This is a genomic window from Mesorhizobium sp. M0833, assembly GCF_040319905.1.
Classification (GTDB): domain Bacteria; phylum Pseudomonadota; class Alphaproteobacteria; order Rhizobiales; family Rhizobiaceae; genus Mesorhizobium.
In genome coordinates, this window is sequence record NZ_JAMYOQ010000008.1 from 26,321 (window position 1) to 45,941 (window position 19,621).

Here is a 19,621-nt window from a genome sequence, read left to right on the forward strand (position 1 = left end):
ACGGAGCTTTGCCATCTTCTGTCCGTCGACGGATAGCGTCGACACCGCAGTGAGGCAGACAGATGAAGACTACGGCGACCAAGATGGATGCGCTCGTCCTGCACGAGACGAACTCGGACTTCGTCCGCACCAGCATGGTCTGCCCAGCGCCCGCGGCGGGCGAGGTCCTTGTCCGCGTCAAGGCGAGCAGCGTCAACCCACTCGATCTCAAGATCAGAAGCGGCCAAGCTCCGCATGCGCGGCATCCGCTGCCGGCCATTCTCGGTATGGACGTGGCCGGGATCGTCGAGGCTGTCGGTCCAGGGGTGACTGCGTTCAAGCCGCAGGACGAGGTCTTCGGCATGACGGGTGGCGTCGGCGGTCTCCAGGGTTCGCTCGCGACCCTCGTCGCCGTCGACGCCGATTTACTGGCTCCCAAGCCTGCCAACCTGACCATGCGCGAAGCGGCAGCGTTGCCGCTGGTCTTCATCACCGCCTGGGAGGGCCTGGTGGATCGCGCGCAGGTTCAGGCGCGCCAGAAGGTCCTCGTACTTGGCGCGGGTGGCGTCGGCCACGTTGCCATCCAGATCGCACGGGCTTTCGGGGCCGAGGTCTTCGCCGTGGACAAGGCCGCCAAGCAGCGCCAGATCGAGGAATTGTGCGCCACGGCGATCGACAGGCATCAGACGACGGTCGAGGAGTACGTCAAAGACCACACGGGCGGGCGCGGCTTCGACATCGTCTACGATACCGTGGGCGGAGCCGGGATCGACGCCGCGTTCAACGCCGTGACCCGCTTCGGCCATGTCGTCAGCTGCCTCGGATGGGGCACGCACTCGCTCGGTCCGCTCTCGTTCCGAGCGGCAAGCTACTCGGGCGTCTTCACGCTCCTGCCGATCCTGACCGGGGAAGGCCGCGCCCATCACGGGCAAATCCTGCGGGAGGCGAAGCGACTCGCAGAAGCAGGAAAGTTCACAGCTCTCGTCGATCCCCGCCGCTTCAGTTTCGAGACCATCGCGGAAGCATACGCCGAGATCGAAAACCGAACCGCTAACGGCAAAATCGTGATCGACGTCGCCGACTAAAGCGGCACCTTCAATCTCTAAGCAAAGGAAATGCATCATGCCATTTGTCAATGTGAAACTGGTCGACGGCGTGTTCACGCCGGAGGAGAAACATGCCATGGCCAAGGCCTTGACCGACGTGATGGTGAAGTTCGAAGGGTCGGAGGCCTTCCGCGAAGTGGTGTGGGTCCTCATCGAGGAACTGCACACCGACGGGTGGCACATCGGCGGCAGGCCGTTCGAAGGGCCGAAATCGTTGATGACCACCCTCTCGAAATCCAAGGAGGTCGTCGAGATGATCGACGGTACGCCTACCACCCGAAAAGAGTGGGCCGCGGCAGCGCCAGTTTTGGGCTGACGACATAGCAAAATATCGACACGGCCGAAGAGAGAGCATCCGGACAGAATATGTCCGGAGCCGCCAGTGGAACCGCGTCCAGGTCGCAGAGGAAAGAAAAATGGATACGAGCACATCCACGACAATGCCCACCACGACGACGAGACGGGAAGTCCTGATCGGGGCGGGAGTCGTCGCTCTTGCCGCGACGTTGCCTCTGGCCGCCACGGCGTCGTCGAATTCAACCAGTGCAACCCCTGAAGATGGAAATGAGACCATGAGCAGCATCAAGACAAAAGACGGCGCGCAGATTTTCTACAAGGACTGGGGCACCGGACAGCCGATCGTGTTCCACCACGGTTGGCCGCTGAGCGCCGACGACTGGGACAACCAGATGTTGTACTTCCTCGGCAAGGGATTCCGGGTCATCGCCCACGACCGGAGGGGCCACGGCCGTTCCAGCCAGACCTCGGGCGGCAACGACATGGACACCTATGCGGCCGACGTCGCAGCTCTCGCCGAGGCGCTCGACCTCCGCGACGCTATCCACATCGGCCACTCTACGGGCGGCGGCGAAGTCACCAGGTACGTCGCCCGGCACGGCAAGGGCCGGGTCGCCAAAGCGGTGCTCATCTCCGCCATCCCTCCCGTAATGGCCAAGTCCGCCAAGAACCCTGGAGGACTCCCGATCGAGGTCTTCGACGGCTACCGCGCAGCCTTGGCGGCCAACCGAGCGCAACTCTACCTCGATATCGCCACCGGACCTTTCTACGGGTTCAACCGTCCCGGTGCCACGATCTCCGAGGGGACGATCCGCAATTGGTGGCGTCAAGGCATGATGGGCGGAGCGAATGCGCACTATGAGTGCATCAAGGTTTTCTCGGAGACCGATTTCACCGAGGACCTGCAGATCATCGACGTTCCGGTGCTGATAATGCACGGAAGCGACGACCAGGTCGTGCCAATCGCCGACTCTGCCGAACTCTCCGTCAAGCTGCTCAAGAACGGGAAGCTCAAGATCTACGATGGCTACCCGCATGGAATGTTCACAACGCATGCCGACGTGATCAACGCGGACCTTCTGGCCTTCATCAAGGCGTGACCGCCTGGGCGGGCCGAAAGGCCTGCCCTTACCCAAATCAACTCACGCTGTCGGCTCACCTGAGGCCGGCTGCGGAAAGGTGTGTCATGAAGACGAAACACATGCTCTCCCGCCGTGGATTTTGCCTTTGCTGCATAGGCGCTGCCACCTTCGCGGCGACCGGTGGCTGGATGAGCCCCCGCAATGCCTACGCCGAAGCGCGCGGCCTTGTCAGCTTGATCAAGGACAGCGCTGCCAAGTCCGCGATTTCCACCTACAAGCTGAGGAACAATATCACTATTCTGGAAGGCTCGGGCGGCAACGTCGCGGTATTGAGCGGCAAGGACGGTCTGGTCATGGTCGATGCAGGCATCAGCGTGTCGCGCCTCCAGATGACCAAGGCACTCTCCGCCCTCTCCCCCGAGCCCGTGACCCATCTCATCAATACCCACTGGCATTTCGATCACGCGGATGGCAACCCATGGATCGGTGCCGGCGGAGCGCAGATCATCGCGCACGAGAATACCCGCAAGTACCTCTCGCATGTGCAGCGGGTGGAGAACTGGGACTACAATTTCCTGCCGCTGGAGCAGAGCGGGGTGCCTAAGCACGTATTCTCAAAGGAGCATTCGCTCAAGCTGAATGGCCAGTCGCTCGCACTGAAACACTATGGTCCGGCGCACACCGACGGCGATATTTCAGTGATGTTCGGCGAGGCCGATGCTCTCCATGTCGGCGACACCTACTGGAACGGCATATATCCGTTCATCGATTATTCGACGGGCGGCAGCATCGACGGGATGATCGCCGCCTCGGATGCGAACCTGGCCCTGTCGACCGACAAGACGATCATTGTCCCAGGCCACGGAACCCCGGTGAGCAACCGCGCCGAGCTGCAGGAGTTCCGCGACATGCTTGTCGCCATCCGCGAGAACGTCGCAGCGCTCAAGCGCCAGGGGCGATCGAGAGACGAGGCCGTCGCCGCCAAGCCCACGGCGGCGTTCGATGCCAAGTGGGGCAATTTCGTCATCGATCCCGGCTTCTTCACGCGGCTGGTCTACGAGGGCGTCTAGCACGAACCTTCAGTCATCGGACGATCTCTCTGGCGCGTTACTCCCCCCACCCCCCGCGCGCCATCGGGACGCCCCTTTGACAGAACTCGAACCCTTAGGAGACAGCTATGTCGGAAACAAAAAGCGCTCTGTTCATCGATATCCCGGTCGAACTGAAGGAAGTGAAATCGGTCCACAGCATCGGGAGCCTTCAGTTCGAAGGCGACCTGCCCGCGGCGCTTTTCCATCTTCAGCTGATCACCACGGACGTCGCGAACTGGAACTCGGCGTCGGACGTGATCGTGGTCTTCCACACCAACGCGGGCCACGTCACATTGAATGACGCAGCTTACAATGCTTCGCGCAACATCGCCACTGGCAACCCCTACAAGAAGCTGGTTACCGACCTCATCGATATCGGCGTCAAGGTCGAACTATGCGGCGCGACCGCAAAGGTCAACGGCTGGGGAAACGCTGATCTTCTTCCCCGCATTAAGGTCAATCTCGACGCCATGGCCCGCACGATCCAGCTCGTGCAGCAGGGTTTCGTCAAGATCTCAGAGTGACGGTCGGTCGACTGATCTAGTCTCTCACCAGGCAGGAGGCGACCATGCTCCAATTGCCATTCGGGTTCCATTCGACCGCTTCCGAAGTCCTTCGAGGTGTCGACCTCCGGGGAAAGACGATGATTGTCACCGGCGGCGCAAGCGGGATCGGCATCGAGACGACCTCGGCGCTCGCCGCGGCTGGGGCCACAGTTGTCATCGCCGCTCGCCGCCCTGAAACCGCCGAGGAGGTCGCGATAGACCTCCGGATGAAGACCGGCAATCCTGCGATCCAGTTGCGTCAGCTCGATCTCGCGGACCGCCGCTCCGTCGATCGCTTCGTCGACGACTGGGAAGGTCCCGTTCACGCGCTCGTCAACAATGCGGGGATCATGGCGTTGCCAGAGCTGGAACGCAATTCCCAGGGATGGGAAATGCAGTTCGCGACCAACTTCCTGGGGCACTTCGCACTGACCCTAGGACTCCGCAGAGCTCTCGCCAAGGCCCAGGGCGCGCGCGTGGTATCCGTCAGCTCCAGTGGCAGCCTGTTCGGCCCGGTCTTCTGGGACGACCTGAACTTCCACTTCATCCCCTATGACCCCCTTCTGGCCTATGCCCAGTCGAAGACGGCTTGCACCCTCCTGTCCGTGGGGATCCGGGATCGATGGGCCGACGACGGGATCGTGTCGAATGCGCTCAATCCGGGAGCCATCGCTACAAACCTGCAGCGTCATACCGGAGGGCTACGCACGCCCGAACATCTTCGCAAGACACCCGAAGAGGGGGCTGCCACATCGGTGCTTCTCGCGGCCTCGCCGTTGGTTGAGGGAACGAACGGACGGTATTTCGAGAACTGCGCCGAGGCTCCGGTCGTGCCGAGTCGCCCCCAGTTGAGGTTGGAGGGCGTTCCCTCATACGCGCTCGATAGCGCCAACGCGCAACGTCTGTGGGAGATGGCCGTAGGCTCTTTGGGAGAATGAGGATGATGGACACCACCCAACAAGTGGTCGGTCTCGGCGACTAGGGTGGACGATCCGACAAGAGTTCAGAACTGCACGATCTCAACCGTCTAGAGCAAGCGACCTATGAACGCTCACGATAGGAGGTTTCAATGCGCAACGACACCCAAGCGTTCGACGAGATCGGAATGAGGAAAGCCCGCTATTGCCGATATGTTGACACCAAGCATTGGGAGGAATTTCGGAAGCTTTTTTCCGCCACGCCGGACATCCGGCTTATCGACGCCGAAGGACAGACGATCCAAGTCTTCACTTCCGTCGACGAGTTCGTCACGACTAGCGCCCGTTATCTCGAAGGCGCGCGGACAATTCATCAGGTGCACAACGCGGAAATGGAGCGGGTGTCCGACAGCGAAGTGCACGCGATCTGGTCGATGGAGGATTATCTCGTCTTCCCGCCCACCGCCGACACTCGCCCCGCCAGCATGCACGGCTACGGGCACTATCATGAAAGCTGGGAATCCGAGGATGGGCAGTGGCGCATCGCCAAGCTCGAGCTCCGTCGGACCATTCTGGAAATCACGCTCAAGGAGCGCGTCCAATGACCAATGCACCGATCAGAGTTGGCATAATCGGCGTGCACCCAGACCGCGGTTGGGCCTCGACCGCCCATGTGCCTGCGTTAAGAGGCTTACCGCAGTTCCGCCTTTCTGTCGTGAGCCATCACCGGATTGAAACTGCGCGTGCGTCAGCCGAGAAGTTCGGTTTCGAGCACGCGGTCTCGTCGACGGAGGACCTCGTGAACCACCCTGATGTCGACCTGGGTCGTCACCGTCAGGGTGCCGGAACACCTTCAACTAGTAACTGCGGCGCTTGAAGCGGGAAAGTCCGTGTTTTCCGAATGGCCACTCGGAATGAACCTGCGTGATGCGGAGACGATGAACTCGCTTGCCGCCGAAAAGGGCGTCTCGGCGATAATCGGGCTTCAAACTCGCGCAAACCCGACCATCCGGCATATGCGGGAACTGATCCAACAGGGCTATCTAGGCGAGGTCCTGTCTGCATCGGTCATCGGTTCGGGGATCACTTGGGGCGAGGAACTCGAAGAGGCTTTTCGGTACACCCTGGACCAGTCCAAGGGTGCGAGCATGCTGCACGTCCCATTCGCCCATACTATCGACGCCTTGCTCTTTGCTCTCGACGAGGACTTCCTTAGCGTATCGGGGACATTGCTCAGCCGTCGTCCGACGATCAGGATGATGGAAAGCAAGGAGGTTGTTTCGCTCGACGTCGCCGACCAGATCGCCTTCATTGGCAAGCTCACGTCAGGCGGCATGGTGACGAGCCATTTCCGTGGAGGACTGTCGCGTGCGACCAACTTCCACGTGGAGATCAACGGCAGCAGTGGCGACCTGTTGCTGACGAGCCCGGTCGGCTACGTAGGCTTGGGTGGGTTCAAGCTCATGGGGGCGCAAGCGGATGAGGCGCTCCACCCGGTCTCCGTGCCTGACGATTTCTGTCCCGGCGACGACGTCCTGACGGGCAACGTCAAGAAACTCTACGAACTTTTCGCTTCCGACATGACGTCGGGCACCCGTCAAAGTCCGTCGTTCGGAGACGCGGTCAAACTGCATCGGCTGATCAACGCGATTGAGCAGATCGGTGGGGTGGCGCGCGATGTCTGAGACGATGCAGGCCCTAGTGATGGACGCAGCGGGTGGACCCGAGGTCCTGCAAGTCCGCGAGATAGCAAGGCCAAGAGTCGAGAGGCCTTCGGACGTGCTCGTCAGGGTACGTGCGGCCGGGGTGAACCCGGCCGACTGGCAGAACAGGAAAAGCGGCAAGAGGCACGATCCCGATGCGAAAACAGGGTCGCCGACGATCCTCGGAATCGACGGTATCGGCGTGGTCGAGGAGATCGGCGCGGCGGCTGGTGGGATCAATGTCGGGGACGAGGTCTGGTACATCGACGGCTCCAGGCAATGCGGGGAGCTATGCGGAATACAAGGTGATCCACGGAGCGTACGTCTCTCGGAAGCCGGCGAGCGTGGACTTTGTGCAGGCCGCGGCGCTGCCAGTCGTCAGCCTGACGGCATGGGAAGCTGTTTTCGAAAAAGGGAACGTCAAATCCGGAGACCATGTCCTGGTGCACGGAGGCGCGGGTGGCCTGGGCCATATAGCAATCCAGTATCTTTCGACGGTTGGAGCCCGGACGGCCACCACGGTATCGAGCGAGCTCAAAGCGGCGTTTGCGCTGAGGCTGGGGGCCGATATAGCGATCCGGTATAGGAGCGAGGACGTCAACGAGAAGCTGAGGTCATGGAGCGGCAAGGACGGCGCCGACGCGTGTTCGACTTTGTCGGACATGAGAACTTCGCACGAAGCTTCGAACACGCCGCGCCCTACGGCCGGCTGGTGAACACCGTTGTCTCCGACTGGCCGAGCGGCGGCAACGCGCTTGCGGGGTGGAAGAATCTGGACGTTTCGTTCGTCAACATCGGTCTGCCGCAGATCACCCGCGATAACGGAAAGAGGCTCAGGCAGTTCAAGATTCTCGACGCGATCGCCGCTATGGTCGACGATGGCAAACTGCGTGCGCACATTGATCGGGTCGCGTCGTTCGACGGCGTCGGCGACGCGCACCTGGCGTTGGAGGCAGGAGAAACAATAGGGCGGGTAGTTCTGAAAATCTGATTTTGGGCAGCCCCCTCTCATTCCACATCGGACGTGATTTGGCGTAGGCATGTGCGGCATCGACCCAGTTGCCCAGACGCAGTCGAACTCGCGACGGCGCTCGGCGATGATGGCCCTAGGGATCACGAAACTCCAGCGTCAAGACGCGACTAAAATGCGGATCTTCCCGGGCGTCGACTCATTGCTGAGCGGGCTCCCACAAGATCTTTGTATGTCCGCTATTCGCTTTACCGACACGAGTAGGAGTCCGTCTGGTTCCGGCCCCGTATTTGCCATTGCCTACGGGCTACGACCCTTTCTGGCGCAAATCACCTCATCACGCGCGCAGCGGCATCGCTTCCACCCTGATCACCTCGGACAAATCCCCTTCACCGCGGTGACGGCACCTCAAGCGAATCGGAACGCCGACTTAGGCTCCGGGGACTTAGCGCACCCAATCCCGCTCTCGTAATGGCTTTCCTGGTGCGGCGGCGGATCTTCCACGATCAACCCGCAAGGGGTCCGCTAGCAAGCTGCGGCCGCTTGGCAGAAGCCTGCGCGGTGATCGCGCCCGCCGCCGCACACTGACGGAGCCATCGAGCGGGAATTGGCCCGCTCCAAGATGGAGCCCTCAGATGTCGCACGATCTCACTCTCGCCCAGAAGGCCGCCTGGCACCTCGCCCGCACCCTCATGGCCCCGGTCATCCTCTTCCAGGTCGACGACGAATACGGCGTCCTGCCCGCCGACGAGCTCGATGACGCCGACGTCGAAATCCTGTTCGAATACGATCCCTATAGCGGCGGCCGGTCGGTTCATTGAACCGACCTTTCTCCGGACCGCATCGAGGCGGCGCCCCGCCCCGCCTCGCTTCTTTTCTGCGCCTGCTCCCGCCCCCGTCCTGCCCCGCGGTCCTGGCGGAGCCGGTCGGTCAGCGCAACGGCTTCGCCGTCCTCCGCTCCGCTCCGGCCTTGCAGGTGCGCGGCCCGCCATCCTGCTCCGCCCAAGCGGACCCCGTGACGGGGCCGCGATCGGCGCGGCCTCCAGAACTGGAGGTTCATGAAAATGAGCAGGAAAGAGAAAGGGCAGCGCGTCGAAATCTATGCGCGCATCACTGATCACATCGTCGCGGAGTTGGAGAAGGGCGTCCGCCCCTGGATGCAGCCGTGGCATTCCACCAACGCCATCGGCCGCGTTACGCGGCCGCTACGCCATAACGGCCTGCCCTACAGCGGCATGAACGTGCTGCTGCTGTGGTCCGAGACCATCGCGCGTGGCTACGCCATCCCGATTTGGATGACGTTCAAGCAGGCCCTCGAGCTCGGCGGCGCGGTTCGCAAGGGCGAGACCGGCTCGATGGTTGTCTTCGCCAGCCGCTTCACCAGGACGGAGACCGACGCTGCTGGTGAGGAATTCGATCGCGAGATTCCGTTCCTCAAGGCCTACTCCGTTTTCAACATCGCGCAGATCGATGGCCTGCCGGACCATTACTACGGGCAGAAGGCAGAACCCGTGCGCGATCCGATCGCGCGCATCGAGTATGCCGACCGGTTCTTCGCCAATACCGGTGCGGTGATCCGGCATGGCGGCGACCGCGCCTACTTCTCGCCGGCGACCGACCACATCCAGATGCCGCCGTTCCAGACCTTCCGCGACGCTGCGTCATATGTTGCGACCCTGAGTCATGAAGCCACGCATTGGACGTCGGCACCGCATCGCGTAGACCGCGATCTCAGCCGCTACGCCAAGGATCGCAGCGAGCGTGTGCGCGAGGAGCTGATCGCCGAACTTGGAAGCTGTTTCCTTTGCGCCGATCTCGGCATCGCACCGGAGCTCGAGCCCCGGCCCGATCATGCGAGGTACCTGGATTCGTGGCTCAAGGTGCTCGCCGAAGACAAGCGAGCGATCTTCTCGGCCGCTGCCCAGGCGCAGCGCGCCGTCGCTTTCCTGCACGGCCTTCAGCCGGCGGCCTCCGAAGCACGCGAGGCCGCATGATGTTCCACGCACCGATCGTCGGCGGGGAGGGTCACGGACCTTCCCCGATTATCTGCATCGCTCGGCCGTGCCGCTCGATCACGCAGATCTGTCAACGCTGGCAGATCACGGTCAGCTCGATCGGATGAACGAATGCGAGGGCATGTGCGGCGTCTGACACATGCTTCTGTTCGAACTGAGCCAGCATTTCCTTTCGGAAGCGTCCTCTTCTGCTTGATGGTCCGTGACCGGATCTGGTCTTGGAATGCGTGGCAACAGGAGATGCGAGGGAACCTTGCCGCCAAATCGTGGAGATCGGCATGCGAGGCGCGTGGACAATCAAGGGCGCCAGGTCGACAACAGTGTTCGGCGACGCGATCTCGCGGTACTCCCGGACCTGGCCGATCACTGCCACGGTCATCGGTGATAGAGCTACCGACCTTCATCGAGGGAGCCCGTCACCCGCAACGGCCCATGCCGACACCGGTTACGGCGGCATGCTTTCGCACCACGATACCATCAATGCCGAACTCCGACACGTGGGCCAGCTCGTTCCTTCAGCACCTTGCACCTGGCCAACCCCTCTGCGGCTCGATGAGGCATGTCTGACCGGAAACCGGCTGCGCCTCGATCGTTCTCCCGCAACGGCCATCCGGAACTTTCTTCCCCTGCCGGCTTCGCCGCCTTTCCTCGCGCTACCCAAGAAAGCCGCTTCCGGCCGCCCTCCATTGCATTCCGGCCCTGGCGGGTGCGGTCCGATCGTCTCCGGTCTGTCGACTGCCATCGCGGCCGCGAAGGGCGCGGCCCGAAACACAAGGAAAGGAACATCACCATGGCCACCATCGGCACCTTCACCACCTCCGCCAACGGCTTCACCGGCACAATCAAGACCCTCAACCTCAACGTCAAGGCGCGCATCGAGCGGGTCGACAATCCCTCCGACAAGGGCCCGCACTTCCGCATCTACTCGGGTGCCGTGGAACTGGGCGCCGCCTGGCAGAAGACCGCCAAGGAAACCGAGCGCGATTACCTTTCGGTAAAGCTGGACGATCCGAGCTTCCCGGCCCCGATCTACGCCACCCTGATCGAGGTGGATGGACAGGAAGGCCTCCAGCTCATCTGGTCCCGCCCGAACCGTGACTGATCGGCTCCGCAGCGGCCCCGTCAATCAGACGGGGCCGCTTCTGCGTGTCGAGCGGCAATCCTCGGCGAATAGCCGCGCTGCCGCTTGGTGCGCAGCAATTGCAGGAATAGGCCGACTGCCTCACCCTCGCTGTCGAAGGAATGCTGGACCATCCGCCCGCGCGTCCCGATCCGTCCCCAACGGCGGATCAGGCATGTCTGACCGAACAGCGTCTCATCGAGCGACATGGCGTAGAACCGGGCCATGTTCCGGCTCGCGTCCATGCGTTCGATATAGAGGCGATAGCGTTGCGCAACCATGCCAACAGCATCGCGCAGGCGGAGTCCGCCGTCCAATGACAGCTTTGAATCGCTGGACCCGGATCGATTCATTCTCGTGATGGGTCGTTGGACCGGCACACGCCCCGAGGCGCCGAGGTTGACAACATCGGCTCCCCCGCCAATCGGTGCAGTTTGCGAACCGGGGCCTTCGATTTCTCGACGATCTCGGCCCACCGGAAACGAGCCGCCAGAGCGGTCAGCCGTTCAACGCATCCTTCACCGCCTTCGCCGGCGCGAAGGTGAGCTTTCTCGAGGCGGCGATTTTGATCGTGGCGCCGGTCGACGGGTTGCGGCCCTCGCGCGCCGGCGTGTCCTTGACCTTGAACTTGCCGAAGCCCGGTATGCTGGTTTCCGCCCCCGATCGGGCGGCGTCAGAGATCTCCTTAAACACGCTTTCCACGATTGCCTTGGCCTGCGCCTTGCTCAGGCTCTGCTCCGCGGCAATCTTGTCGGCGATTTCGGTTGTCGTCGTCATGATCTGCATATCCTCTGTTGCATCATCCTCGCCTACCTATGGCAATCACAACATGCCACTGGAACTCACGGAGCGAGGGGTTCGTCGGCAATCCACTGGAAATAGCCGCGGATACCAATTCCAGGATCTTCGATGCGCTGACAAGAGGCGGATGCACACCAGCAGCTTCCGAAATCTCAAAGCGGCATCTCTTCTCACCGTGCGCTTGCGGCCACGTCAGCGCCTGGAGCTTCTGCCCTCCAGTTCGTCATATCCCCCGTAGCCCATAGGGGTGGTCGCTAGGCCGCGTCCCGATGGTCGAAGCACACGCCGATGGTCTGACCAGTTAAGGTTTCGACGATGAAGCCGACGAGCTCCTCATCGGTGTGCTCGCAACTCGGGCAGAGCTGCCGAATGTCGGTGAGAACGTCGCGGGTCGAAAGGATGCTCCCGGGCCTATATTTGGCTAACGCTGTGAAAACAGCTTCATAGGCATCCAAGTTCGCTGAAACCGACCTTTGTGGTTGCTGCATTGTCGCCCCCTACGCCACAAGCTAGCCGCTGCTTTGTCTAGGAAAATAATACGCAAGCGGTGCCGCAACGCTAGAAAAATTGTGGTCCGACCAAGATTGCTTTTGGGCCGAGCCGGCGGGCAAACAGGTGCTTATTTCCTGGAGGGCGAAATCGTCTCAAACCGCGCGTCGAGTGAAGACATGGTATCAACCGCGTTGTAGGTTCCGTCCGCATCGACGGGCAGAATGGCCCGTCGATGTTCCCAAGCCCCCGTGACCGTGGCTTGAGCACTGTCAAGGTCGCCGGATCTGCGCAGCAGATCAGCGCGCCGCGAAGCGGTTGCCTTGACAGCGCGAAACGCGATCACAGTTTCGGCAGACGGTCGGCGTGCTTCTCGAGAAAGTCGTTGACTGCTTCAACATAGTAGTCGTTGACGCGCCGACCCTCCGAAGCAGCGAGCAGGCGCAGGCGCCGCTTGTCTTTGGCGGCGATATAGACGGTCGTCGGTTCCTTCTTGTCCTCCCGGAGCGATTTTCCGGCGACAGGATCGCGTTTTTCGCCCTCTTCCTTCACCTTGCGGATATCCGTGCCGCTCAGCTCCAGTTTCGGGCGATTGAGCTTGGGAAGTACAGCCCGAGCCGGCTGCATCACGCTCAACAGGGCGTCCTTCTTGGCGTTGTCGTCCATCACGTCACTCCGCTGCGGCCGACCGATTGGCGGCCTCAATCACGTACCGGACAATCTCGGCAAATATTGCCTCGGATTCGACAATGGCTTTCGGGTCCACCCGGCCGCCCGCGTAGAGCGTCGCGCCGGTCTGCATGTCCTTGTAAGCAATACGGTAGGGCATTTCCTCACTGGCAATTCGTGTGCCGTCTTGCTGGATGATCTCGCGCAAGTCGGCAAGCGCCCTTGCCCGCTTGTCGATGACGGTGTTGTTCGTGAAGACATACATCACCGGCAGGGCAAAGCCGCGATTCTCGGCGACTAGGGGAATGTGCCCGTTCACAAGCTGATGAGCCGCGGTAATGTCGTCCATGGCAAGATGCACCGGTACCACGGCGATATCGGCAGCAAAAAGCGCTGCGGTCAGTTCGTCGTTGGTCTTGCCTTCGGTGTCGATGATGACCAGCTTGCCCTTCCTGTCCTGTTCCTGGCCGAGCGCGAGGATGTCGGTCGGCGTCGTGACTGCCACGATCTCCAGATTTTCGGGCTTGTTGCCGAAGCGGTCGAGCAGCATGGACCAGCGATCGATGTTCTTGCGCTCGTCAGCGTCAATGACAAAAACCTGGTGGCCTTGATGTGTGGCGACGCTCGCCATGGCACGCACGAGGGTGGATTTTCCAACGCCGCCTTTTGCCACGGCAACAGTGATGATCATCAGGCTCCGTCCTTCGCAGAAAGCGCTATAGCGTTCTGATTTATAACGTTGCGGCGCTGCAATTTTCAAGCGAGTTGATACTTTAATTTATGGCGCTGCAGAGCCGTAGCGGCATGACGTTATGCCGCTGTTAATTGCAGCGTTGTGCCGCCGTGACGCTGTGCCATTGTGATGGTGTGTTGATATGCCGCTACAATGGCATAGAGTAATACCACTATAGAGCTAAAGCATCGCGCCATTATAAACGATGTATGCGCAGCAGCGCGTAGGAGGAAAATGAAATGCACCCGAAAGCGGCGCATGTGTTTCTCTTGTTTCTCCCCCATGTTTAAGGTATTTCTTCTTTGGCAGGATAGCGAGTTTTGTGGAACAAATCCTCTTTTGCGCGCCCGCGTTGCGGGCTTAGGTCGGAAAACATGGGGGAAAAACAAGATCGTGCCCCTGAAGACCGCCAGCTACGGAGAAGTCGTCCGCTTCCGCGTCACCGCTGAGGAAAAAGCGGCGCTCGCCGCGGTCAGCGCACGCGAAGGATTGCCGGAATCGGAAGTCATCCGGCGACTGTTGCGCGCCGAAACGGGACTGTTTCTGCCGGTTGCGGACGTCGATCGTCCGGCAGTCGAAAGGCTTCAGGAGCAGTTGCGCAAGATCGGCGGCAATCTCAATCAGGCCGTCCGCGCGATGAATGCCGGTCGCGTTGGCTACGAACCGGCTCTCGCCAAAAGCCTCGCGGCGCTTCTTGGGATGATGCAACCGATGAACAAACGACTTGCGGACATGGCGCGGCCAGCCCGGGCGCGCCGGGGCACCCATCAATGAGCGGGCATTTCGACAACCTATCGCTCAGCATAGACGAGATGCTTGGCGGTACCGCGCCGGCGGCGGCCGATGCGGGAATCGCGGATGGACTGTCGGAGGCCGAGGCGATCCGGCGCAAGGCTTATGCGGCTACGGTTGCCGCCTGGAGCTCGCCGCTGGCTGCACCGAGTATAGACAATGTTGCGGCAACGCGACCGGCCGGGCGTGCGATTGGAACAAGGAAGGGCACCACTTACGGTCCGTCGGCGCAGCTTCCAGCCGCAGCGGCGGCCACGTCGGCGATGGCAAAAGCGGCCGCGCCGACAGCCGTGAAATTCGCTGCCACTGGAATTTCAACGCCAGGCGCGCCGGCGTCGCTCACAGTGGCGGCGGCAGTCGCCGGATCGGCAACCATCACCGCCGCTCTACGGCCGTTTGCGGGACAAAATGACCCGATCGCAGTTTTCACCAAAGTCGCAGCACTTGCGGTCGCCAATGACGAGGATGAAGGACGGCGACGGGGAGGGGGCGGCGGTGGCGGCCACCCGGTTCCGGTCGCCTTTGCCAAGACAACGCGCGGGCCAAGCCAATCGCAGGCGATCGCGGCGCGCGCCGCGACCGCGGCCGGCGCGCAGCCAGCGTTGTTCAAGGTCATTTCGACAGCCGGGAGGAAGGGTGCTGCCGGCGCCTTGCTCGAATATCTCGGCACCAGGCCCGATGAGGACGGCAAGAAACGCGATATCGAGGTCTTCACCAGCTCGGGGCTCAGTGTCGAGACCCGCGAACAGCGGCGGGCGCTTCTGGAGGAGTGGCAGGAAGACTTTCGCGAGCCATTCCAGAACACGAATTTCATCGAGGTCGACATCAACCTCTCCGGCGATCCCGGCCGGGATGATCTGCACGACGCATTGAATGCCGCGTTCGGCAGCAAGCCGTTCGTCTATGCGCGCGCCGGCAGCACCGTGAAGGTCTATGCCTACACCGATATGAAAGCGGCGGCACTTGCAAAGGCGTTGCAGAAACTCGACCACGAAAACGGCAGGGGAGGGGTCCTGCAACGGGCCGATGACGGAATCACGGCCCGGCTGAAGGACGCCGGCGTCGTCCGCCAGGCCGAGATCAAAGCGGCCGTTTCGACCGAAAGAGGCGGCCAATATTTTTTGCAGAAATTCATTCGTGCCAACGCCGGCGTGATCAAGTCCGACGGCGAAGAGTTGCCGGCCGGCCAGCGTGCGGATAAGGCAGCCGAAGCGCTTTATGCGTCGTGGAAGGCGGATTTCAAGACGGTGGAGCCGCGCAACGTTTATCACGTCGTCTTTTCGGCCAAGGCCGGCACAGACGCGCGTGCGTTGCTGCGCGCGGCCGAGAACGTGCTTGCCGAAAAGGTTCCGGACCACAAATGGGCGATCGCGCATCATCCGGAGACCGGGCACGTCCACGTGCACGCGATGATCCTTGCGCGCTCGGAAAGCGGCCGGCAGCTGCATTTCAGCAAAGCGGACCTGTACGACTGGCGCGCGGCCTTCGCCGAAAAGGCCCGCGATGAGGGGATTGGCATGGTGGCGACCAGCCGCATGGACTTTGCCGCCTCTCGGCCGTTCAACATGCGCCAGGCCGGTGCGTACGAACGATCGAAACGGGATACGCGTTACTCTGTGTCGCCGACGATCGCGCAGCGCGTCGAAGCGAAGCGGCAGGCCGCTTTTGAGGCAAAGACGATCGCCGCCTATGGTGCAGGGATCTCGCGTGGCTGGCAGGTGACCGCCACTATGACGCGCGCGGCTATGCCCGGGTCGCAAGCGGCCGCCGGCGCCGCAGCGTTTTTGGCTGCGATCGCCGAGGTCGCGGTTCAGCGGTCCGACCTTCGCACGACGCCGGCGTCGCGCGGGGAGGGGACATCGCTATCGCCGTCGGTCGAAAAAGTTAATACTCTAATTGGCCTATCTGACCGCATACAGGAGATCGTGAGCATGGAATTGTCGCCATTGGAACTCCGCCGTAAGATCGCGGAGGTGAACAAGGCCTTTGATAGGATCGACGGCTCCTTGTCAAAGACGGAAGACAAACAGGAGCTCGCTGGCATACGGGAGGAAATGAGCGGCCTCTTGAACGAACGGCTGAATGATGTGCGGGTGCAGGCGGCTACTGGCGGAACCGAGGCCACGGACACAGAACGCGACGAAGGCCGCTCTCTTCGCAAAAAAGAGCAACAGGCCAAGACGCAGGACCGGGCGAACGAGCAAAACCCGCGACAGCCCGACAAACAGGCCGCGTCGGGAAAGAAGGCCGAGCAGCAGGCGGACCGTGTCGAACGGCAAAACCGCGACACTCAGCGCTCTTTGGACGACGATCGGGAGCGTTGAGTAGCGGGGTGGCAGCCTTCCAGAGGACGTGAGTCGGACCCCTTGCGGACCATCCCTGATGGGAGGTCAAGGGAACGAAGTGACCCTATCCGGACCTTCCCGAGACGATTTGGCGGCCCGAAAACCGTCGTTCGCCGAAACCGGTATTCATGACCCAGGGCGGACATCAAGTCCCACAAACAGGATGTAAATGCTCGATTGGAGAAAGTACTTCCTATCAAGATCGGACACCTCTTATTGCATTCGCACGGGCACCGCAGGTGACATGCCCCTCAGCATCCGCGGATAAGCGTCCACGCATGCGCTCTTTAAGCAGCTCAACATCACTTGGATGCATGGCGGCGATGGTTTGACGCACGGTAGCCGCGAGCGTGCTGGTCGTCCAATACTCCTCAAAATCAGCAAATGTTCGTCGAACTGTGATCTCTCGCGTCTCGATCTCATCCAGGGAGGCATTTCGCCACAATAGCCGCAGTGCTTCCAGGCCGGTTATTTCCGAACGCGGCGGATGTACAGGAGGGAAACCAATCGCGCTCAATTCGGTGTGCATCATCTCAAGCGGATGTCCCCCACCGAACATGTCCCACACGTAAGCTGCCACGATGCCGCCTGGACGAACTACCCGCGCCATCTCGACAACGCCCTTGGCGGGATCAGGAACGAAGAAGATCACCAGCGCCATAACGGCAACATCGAACTCGGCCTCCGAAAACGGAAGGCTCAGGGCGTCACCCCATTGAAACTTGACGATTTGACCCAAGGGTCGCGTCCGTGCAAACGATAGCTGCGCATCAGAGGGATCAACCCCTTGGACGTCAGCGGGCGCCCAACGTTCAATAATCAATTCCGTAAACGCGCCAGTTCCACAGCCGACGTCGATCCAGCGTAAGCCTTGCGAGGGCGCGAGCCATTCCAGGAAGATTTCGCCGGCCGCTCGGCTCCAGGTGCCCATCATCTTTTCATAGGCGACCCCATCGTCATAGCGGATTTCGATCTGGCTCATCGAGACCACCTCTCCCAGACTGAGCCTCACAATATCAACTTTGAGAAGCGAATGGCGGTGTTGGCGCCTCTCGCTGGTTAAATCATTCGAGCTGCAGGGGGCCCGAGCTGAGCGTCGAACGACTGGCTGGGGTGGTTCTCTGCCCTTCCCGTCACTCGTTCAATCGGCTTAGTCGTGTCAGGAGCGGACGTTTAGTAGTGGTGAGTGGCCCCAATAGGCTCATGCACCATTTACGTGTATGGTCGCGCATGCCTGCATTGCTCAAGCCAACATGACACCACGCGATTTCCATTTTCCCGGCCGTTCGCCCGTTTACGCGCGTGAAGGAATGGCCGCGACTTCCCACCCGCTTGCCAGTATCGCTGCCGTCGACGTTCTCAAGGCTGGCGGCACCGCCGCCGATGCCGCCGTTGCGGCTGTCGCGACGCTAGGCGTGGTCGAGCCGGCGATGACCGGCATCGGCGGGGACTGCTTCTGCCTCGTCGCGAAACCGAATGCGCCGGTCTGGGGCTACAACGGTTCGGGCCGCGCGGCGTCTGCCGCCACGACCGAGCGGATGCTCGCGGCGGGCCTGCCGCGCAAGATTCCGGTGACATCGCCGCATGCGGTTACCGTGCCAGGCGCGATCGATGCGTGGGAGGCGATCCTCAAGGCGCACGGCCGATTCGGTCTCGACAAGGTGCTGCAGCACGCCATCCGCCACGCCACGGACGGCTTCCCGATCGCGCCGCGCGTCGCGGCCGACTGGGCCACGATGGTCGACAAGCTCGCGCCGCATACCGGCTCAGTGAAGCACTTTCTGGTCGACGGAAAATCGCCCGAGGTCGGGCATATGATGCGCCTGCCGGCGCTCGCCGCGACCTTGAAGGCGATCGCGGCAGGCGGTGCGAAGACGTTCTACGAGGGCGCGATCGCAGCCGACATCGCCGCGACCGTTCAGGCCGCAGGCGGGCTGCTGGCGGCGGAAGATCTCGCGACCCACAAGGGCGATGTCGTTGAGCCGATCTCGACGAACTATCGCGGGCTCGATGTCGTCGAACTGCCGCCCAACGGGCAGGGGCTGACCGCGCTGGTGCTGCTGAATATCCTCGAGCAGTTCGATCTGAAGAGTCTCGATCCGATAGGCCCGGAGCGGTTGCATCTCGCGCTCGAAGCCGCGCGGCTTGCGTTCGGCGTACGCGACACGCACATCGCCGATCCTGCCTGCATGCGTGAGCCGGTTGCCGGGCTGCTCGACAAGGGCTTTGCGAAGAAGCTCGCGAAGTTGCTTGATCCCGGCAAGCGCGTGCCGCTGCCGAAGTCGCCCGCGCCGTCGAGCGATACGATCTATCTCACGGTCGTGGACCGCGACCGCACGGCGGTGTCGCTGATCAATTCGCTCTACTCGGGCTTTGGCACCGGTATCTGTACCGAGAAGACCGGCGTGATGCTGCACAATCGCGGAACGGGATTCGTGGTCGAGCCGGACCACCCGAACACCATCGCGCCGGGCAAGCGGCCGATGCATAGAATCATTCCGGCGCTCGCGATGCGCGATGGACGCTGCGCGATGTCGTTCGGCGTGATGGGCGCGGACTTCCAGCCGATGGGTCACGCGCACGTCGTCACCAACATGGTCGACTACGGAATGGACATTCAGCAGGCGATCGACGCGCCCCGTGTTTTCTATGTAGACGAGGTCACCGAGGTGGAGCGCGGCGTGCCGGAAGCGTCGATCGCCGGATTGAAGTCGCGCGGGCACAACGTCGTGGTCCGTCCGCTGCCGCATGGCGGCGGCCAGGGCATCGTCATCGACTGGGAGAAGGGCAACCTGATCGGCGGCTCCGATTCTCGCAAGGACGGCTGCGCGATCGGTTATTAAGATCGCCGAGGGGGCGATGTCCGTTTTGGGGTCATGGGCGTGACGCCGACCGAGGGTTCGCGAACTTCCGAGAAGGGTCGACTCGTGCCGGAGCGTGAACGTCCGGTCCGGAGATCCGCCGGGA

Annotated in this window: 24 protein-coding genes and 1 pseudogene; 17 read left to right on the plus strand and 8 right to left on the minus strand. The window is 61.8% G+C overall.

The genetic code is table 11. The features are described 5' to 3' along the window. Nucleotides 1-83 precede the first annotated feature (83 nt). The 13 genes and pseudogenes from NKH98_RS11280 (at nucleotide 84) to NKH98_RS11340 (ending at nucleotide 9,684) form a co-directional block, all read left to right on the plus strand. Nucleotides 84-1,064: a zinc-dependent alcohol dehydrogenase family protein gene (locus tag NKH98_RS11280; protein WP_352898404.1), complete on the plus strand. Its 981-nt coding sequence runs from the start codon at nucleotides 84-86 to the stop codon at nucleotides 1,062-1,064. A 37-nt stretch (nucleotides 1,065-1,101) separates the two neighbouring features. Next, on the plus strand, nucleotides 1,102-1,401 hold the full coding sequence (locus NKH98_RS11285) for a tautomerase family protein (protein ID WP_056584964.1): 300 nt from the start codon (nucleotides 1,102-1,104) through the stop codon (nucleotides 1,399-1,401). A 256-nt stretch (nucleotides 1,402-1,657) separates the two neighbouring features. Then, nucleotides 1,658-2,482 (plus strand): alpha/beta fold hydrolase, encoded by an 825-nt coding sequence (locus tag NKH98_RS11290; RefSeq protein WP_352898711.1) that lies wholly within the window; start codon nucleotides 1,658-1,660, stop codon nucleotides 2,480-2,482. An 86-nt stretch (nucleotides 2,483-2,568) separates the two neighbouring features. Continuing rightward, entirely contained in the window at nucleotides 2,569-3,534 is a 966-nt protein-coding gene (locus NKH98_RS11295; RefSeq protein WP_352898714.1) for an MBL fold metallo-hydrolase, read from the plus strand. 107 nt (nucleotides 3,535-3,641) lie between these two features. Continuing rightward, the gene (locus NKH98_RS11300) at nucleotides 3,642-4,079 is read left to right on the plus strand and encodes a DsrE family protein (protein WP_352898407.1); all 438 of its coding nucleotides are present in this window, start codon (nucleotides 3,642-3,644) and stop codon (nucleotides 4,077-4,079) included. 119 nt (nucleotides 4,080-4,198) lie between these two features. Further along, complete coding sequence (locus NKH98_RS11305; RefSeq protein WP_502894235.1) at nucleotides 4,199-5,038, plus strand: SDR family NAD(P)-dependent oxidoreductase; 840 nt, start codon at nucleotides 4,199-4,201, stop codon at nucleotides 5,036-5,038. A 131-nt stretch (nucleotides 5,039-5,169) separates the two neighbouring features. Next, nucleotides 5,170-5,622, plus strand: a complete 453-nt coding sequence (locus NKH98_RS11310; RefSeq protein ID WP_352898410.1) for a nuclear transport factor 2 family protein — start codon at nucleotides 5,170-5,172, stop codon at nucleotides 5,620-5,622. Next, nucleotides 5,619-6,702, plus strand: a pseudogene (locus tag NKH98_RS11315) (Gfo/Idh/MocA family protein). Before NKH98_RS11310 ends, NKH98_RS11315 begins: the two are co-directional and overlap by 4 nt. Before the next feature lie 19 nt (nucleotides 6,703-6,721). Beyond that, nucleotides 6,722-7,306 (plus strand): alcohol dehydrogenase catalytic domain-containing protein, encoded by a 585-nt coding sequence (locus NKH98_RS11320; RefSeq protein WP_352898717.1) that lies wholly within the window; start codon nucleotides 6,722-6,724, stop codon nucleotides 7,304-7,306. Beyond that, the gene (locus NKH98_RS11325; RefSeq protein ID WP_352898719.1) at nucleotides 7,200-7,436 is read left to right on the plus strand and encodes a zinc-binding dehydrogenase; all 237 of its coding nucleotides are present in this window, start codon (nucleotides 7,200-7,202) and stop codon (nucleotides 7,434-7,436) included. The genes NKH98_RS11320 and NKH98_RS11325 overlap by 107 nt, the downstream gene beginning before the upstream one ends. Beyond that, nucleotides 7,364-7,711, plus strand: coding sequence for a zinc-binding dehydrogenase (locus NKH98_RS11330; RefSeq protein WP_352898412.1), 348 nt, complete (start codon nucleotides 7,364-7,366; stop codon nucleotides 7,709-7,711). The genes NKH98_RS11325 and NKH98_RS11330 overlap by 73 nt, the downstream gene beginning before the upstream one ends. A gap of 614 nt (nucleotides 7,712-8,325) precedes the next feature. Next, nucleotides 8,326-8,511, plus strand: a complete 186-nt coding sequence (locus NKH98_RS11335; protein WP_352898414.1) for a hypothetical protein — start codon at nucleotides 8,326-8,328, stop codon at nucleotides 8,509-8,511. A 243-nt stretch (nucleotides 8,512-8,754) separates the two neighbouring features. Then, nucleotides 8,755-9,684 (plus strand): ArdC family protein, encoded by a 930-nt coding sequence (locus tag NKH98_RS11340; protein WP_352898416.1) that lies wholly within the window; start codon nucleotides 8,755-8,757, stop codon nucleotides 9,682-9,684. A 91-nt stretch (nucleotides 9,685-9,775) separates the two neighbouring features. On the opposite strand, the gene NKH98_RS11345 is transcribed toward NKH98_RS11340, so the two are convergent. Beyond that, nucleotides 9,776-10,084, minus strand: coding sequence for a hypothetical protein (locus tag NKH98_RS11345; RefSeq protein ID WP_352898738.1), 309 nt, complete (start codon nucleotides 10,082-10,084; stop codon nucleotides 9,776-9,778). Nucleotides 10,085-10,495: 411 nt separating this feature from the next. Here NKH98_RS11345 and NKH98_RS11350 point away from each other — a divergent pair, with 411 nt between their 5' ends. Then, the gene (locus tag NKH98_RS11350; protein WP_352631226.1) at nucleotides 10,496-10,807 is read left to right on the plus strand and encodes a DUF736 domain-containing protein; all 312 of its coding nucleotides are present in this window, start codon (nucleotides 10,496-10,498) and stop codon (nucleotides 10,805-10,807) included. A gap of 20 nt (nucleotides 10,808-10,827) precedes the next feature. On the opposite strand, the gene NKH98_RS11355 is transcribed toward NKH98_RS11350, so the two are convergent. The 5 genes from NKH98_RS11355 to NKH98_RS11375 all read right to left on the minus strand — a co-directional run bounded on the left by NKH98_RS11355 (nucleotide 10,828) and on the right by NKH98_RS11375 (nucleotide 13,475). Next, the gene (locus NKH98_RS11355; RefSeq protein ID WP_352898419.1) at nucleotides 10,828-11,106 is read right to left on the minus strand and encodes a WGR domain-containing protein; all 279 of its coding nucleotides are present in this window, start codon (nucleotides 11,104-11,106) and stop codon (nucleotides 10,828-10,830) included. Nucleotides 11,107-11,323: 217 nt separating this feature from the next. Then, nucleotides 11,324-11,602: an HU family DNA-binding protein gene (locus NKH98_RS11360; RefSeq protein WP_352631222.1), complete on the minus strand. Its 279-nt coding sequence runs from the start codon at nucleotides 11,600-11,602 to the stop codon at nucleotides 11,324-11,326. A gap of 278 nt (nucleotides 11,603-11,880) precedes the next feature. After that, entirely contained in the window at nucleotides 11,881-12,114 is a 234-nt protein-coding gene (locus NKH98_RS11365) for a hypothetical protein (RefSeq protein ID WP_352898423.1), read from the minus strand. 343 nt (nucleotides 12,115-12,457) lie between these two features. Then, nucleotides 12,458-12,781 (minus strand): hypothetical protein, encoded by a 324-nt coding sequence (locus tag NKH98_RS11370; RefSeq protein WP_352898426.1) that lies wholly within the window; start codon nucleotides 12,779-12,781, stop codon nucleotides 12,458-12,460. A 4-nt stretch (nucleotides 12,782-12,785) separates the two neighbouring features. Next, a complete protein-coding gene (locus tag NKH98_RS11375; RefSeq protein WP_352898428.1) occupies nucleotides 12,786-13,475 on the minus strand; it encodes an AAA family ATPase in 690 nt (229 codons plus the stop codon). 324 nt (nucleotides 13,476-13,799) lie between these two features. On the opposite strand from NKH98_RS11375, the gene NKH98_RS11380 reads away from it, so the two are divergent. Then, nucleotides 13,800-14,291, plus strand: coding sequence for a plasmid mobilization protein (locus NKH98_RS11380; RefSeq protein ID WP_352898430.1), 492 nt, complete (start codon nucleotides 13,800-13,802; stop codon nucleotides 14,289-14,291). Between the two features lie 232 nt (nucleotides 14,292-14,523). Here the strand turns inward: NKH98_RS11380 and NKH98_RS11385 are convergent, their stop codons facing one another. After that, nucleotides 14,524-14,685, minus strand: coding sequence for a hypothetical protein (locus NKH98_RS11385; protein ID WP_352898432.1), 162 nt, complete (start codon nucleotides 14,683-14,685; stop codon nucleotides 14,524-14,526). A gap of 274 nt (nucleotides 14,686-14,959) precedes the next feature. On the opposite strand from NKH98_RS11385, the gene NKH98_RS11390 reads away from it, so the two are divergent. After that, complete coding sequence (locus tag NKH98_RS11390) at nucleotides 14,960-16,633, plus strand: relaxase/mobilization nuclease domain-containing protein (RefSeq protein ID WP_352898434.1); 1,674 nt, start codon at nucleotides 14,960-14,962, stop codon at nucleotides 16,631-16,633. A gap of 217 nt (nucleotides 16,634-16,850) precedes the next feature. On the opposite strand, the gene NKH98_RS11395 is transcribed toward NKH98_RS11390, so the two are convergent. Next, nucleotides 16,851-17,636 (minus strand): class I SAM-dependent methyltransferase, encoded by a 786-nt coding sequence (locus NKH98_RS11395; protein ID WP_352898436.1) that lies wholly within the window; start codon nucleotides 17,634-17,636, stop codon nucleotides 16,851-16,853. A 238-nt stretch (nucleotides 17,637-17,874) separates the two neighbouring features. Here NKH98_RS11395 and ggt point away from each other — a divergent pair, with 238 nt between their 5' ends. Next, complete coding sequence (ggt, locus tag NKH98_RS11400; protein ID WP_352898439.1) at nucleotides 17,875-19,497, plus strand: gamma-glutamyltransferase; 1,623 nt, start codon at nucleotides 17,875-17,877, stop codon at nucleotides 19,495-19,497. The last annotated feature ends 124 nt before the right edge of the window (nucleotides 19,498-19,621 follow it).

What these genes read in the sequence shown, in the direction of transcription:
- NKH98_RS11340 (WP_352898416.1), top strand. Translation starts at nt 8,755, where the DNA reads ATGAGCAGGAAAGAGAAAGGGCAGCGCGTCGAAATCTATGCGCGCATC.
- NKH98_RS11295 (WP_352898714.1), top strand. Translation starts at nt 2,569, where the DNA reads ATGAAGACGAAACACATGCTCTCCCGCCGTGGATTTTGCCTTTGCTGC.
- NKH98_RS11365 (WP_352898423.1), bottom strand. Translation starts at nt 12,114, where the DNA reads ATGCAGCAACCACAAAGGTCGGTTTCAGCGAACTTGGATGCCTATGAA.
- NKH98_RS11355 (WP_352898419.1), bottom strand. Translation starts at nt 11,106, where the DNA reads ATGGTTGCGCAACGCTATCGCCTCTATATCGAACGCATGGACGCGAGC.
- NKH98_RS11360 (WP_352631222.1), bottom strand. Translation starts at nt 11,602, where the DNA reads ATGACGACGACAACCGAAATCGCCGACAAGATTGCCGCGGAGCAGAGC.
- NKH98_RS11285 (WP_056584964.1), top strand. Translation starts at nt 1,102, where the DNA reads ATGCCATTTGTCAATGTGAAACTGGTCGACGGCGTGTTCACGCCGGAG.
- NKH98_RS11370 (WP_352898426.1), bottom strand. Translation starts at nt 12,781, where the DNA reads ATGGACGACAACGCCAAGAAGGACGCCCTGTTGAGCGTGATGCAGCCG.
- NKH98_RS11290 (WP_352898711.1), top strand. Translation starts at nt 1,658, where the DNA reads ATGAGCAGCATCAAGACAAAAGACGGCGCGCAGATTTTCTACAAGGAC.
- NKH98_RS11395 (WP_352898436.1), bottom strand. Translation starts at nt 17,636, where the DNA reads ATGAGCCAGATCGAAATCCGCTATGACGATGGGGTCGCCTATGAAAAG.
- NKH98_RS11350 (WP_352631226.1), top strand. Translation starts at nt 10,496, where the DNA reads ATGGCCACCATCGGCACCTTCACCACCTCCGCCAACGGCTTCACCGGC.
- NKH98_RS11280 (WP_352898404.1), top strand. Translation starts at nt 84, where the DNA reads ATGGATGCGCTCGTCCTGCACGAGACGAACTCGGACTTCGTCCGCACC.
- NKH98_RS11375 (WP_352898428.1), bottom strand. Translation starts at nt 13,475, where the DNA reads ATGATCATCACTGTTGCCGTGGCAAAAGGCGGCGTTGGAAAATCCACC.
- NKH98_RS11380 (WP_352898430.1), top strand. Translation starts at nt 13,800, where the DNA reads ATGTTTAAGGTATTTCTTCTTTGGCAGGATAGCGAGTTTTGTGGAACA.
- NKH98_RS11320 (WP_352898717.1), top strand. Translation starts at nt 6,722, where the DNA reads ATGGACGCAGCGGGTGGACCCGAGGTCCTGCAAGTCCGCGAGATAGCA.
- NKH98_RS11385 (WP_352898432.1), bottom strand. Translation starts at nt 14,685, where the DNA reads ATGGTTGCCGATCCGGCGACTGCCGCCGCCACTGTGAGCGACGCCGGC.
- NKH98_RS11345 (WP_352898738.1), bottom strand. Translation starts at nt 10,084, where the DNA reads ATGACCGTGGCAGTGATCGGCCAGGTCCGGGAGTACCGCGAGATCGCG.
- ggt (WP_352898439.1), top strand. Translation starts at nt 17,875, where the DNA reads ATGGTCGCGCATGCCTGCATTGCTCAAGCCAACATGACACCACGCGAT.
- NKH98_RS11335 (WP_352898414.1), top strand. Translation starts at nt 8,326, where the DNA reads ATGTCGCACGATCTCACTCTCGCCCAGAAGGCCGCCTGGCACCTCGCC.
- NKH98_RS11305 (WP_502894235.1), top strand. Translation starts at nt 4,199, where the DNA reads ATGATTGTCACCGGCGGCGCAAGCGGGATCGGCATCGAGACGACCTCG.
- NKH98_RS11310 (WP_352898410.1), top strand. Translation starts at nt 5,170, where the DNA reads ATGCGCAACGACACCCAAGCGTTCGACGAGATCGGAATGAGGAAAGCC.
- NKH98_RS11300 (WP_352898407.1), top strand. Translation starts at nt 3,642, where the DNA reads ATGTCGGAAACAAAAAGCGCTCTGTTCATCGATATCCCGGTCGAACTG.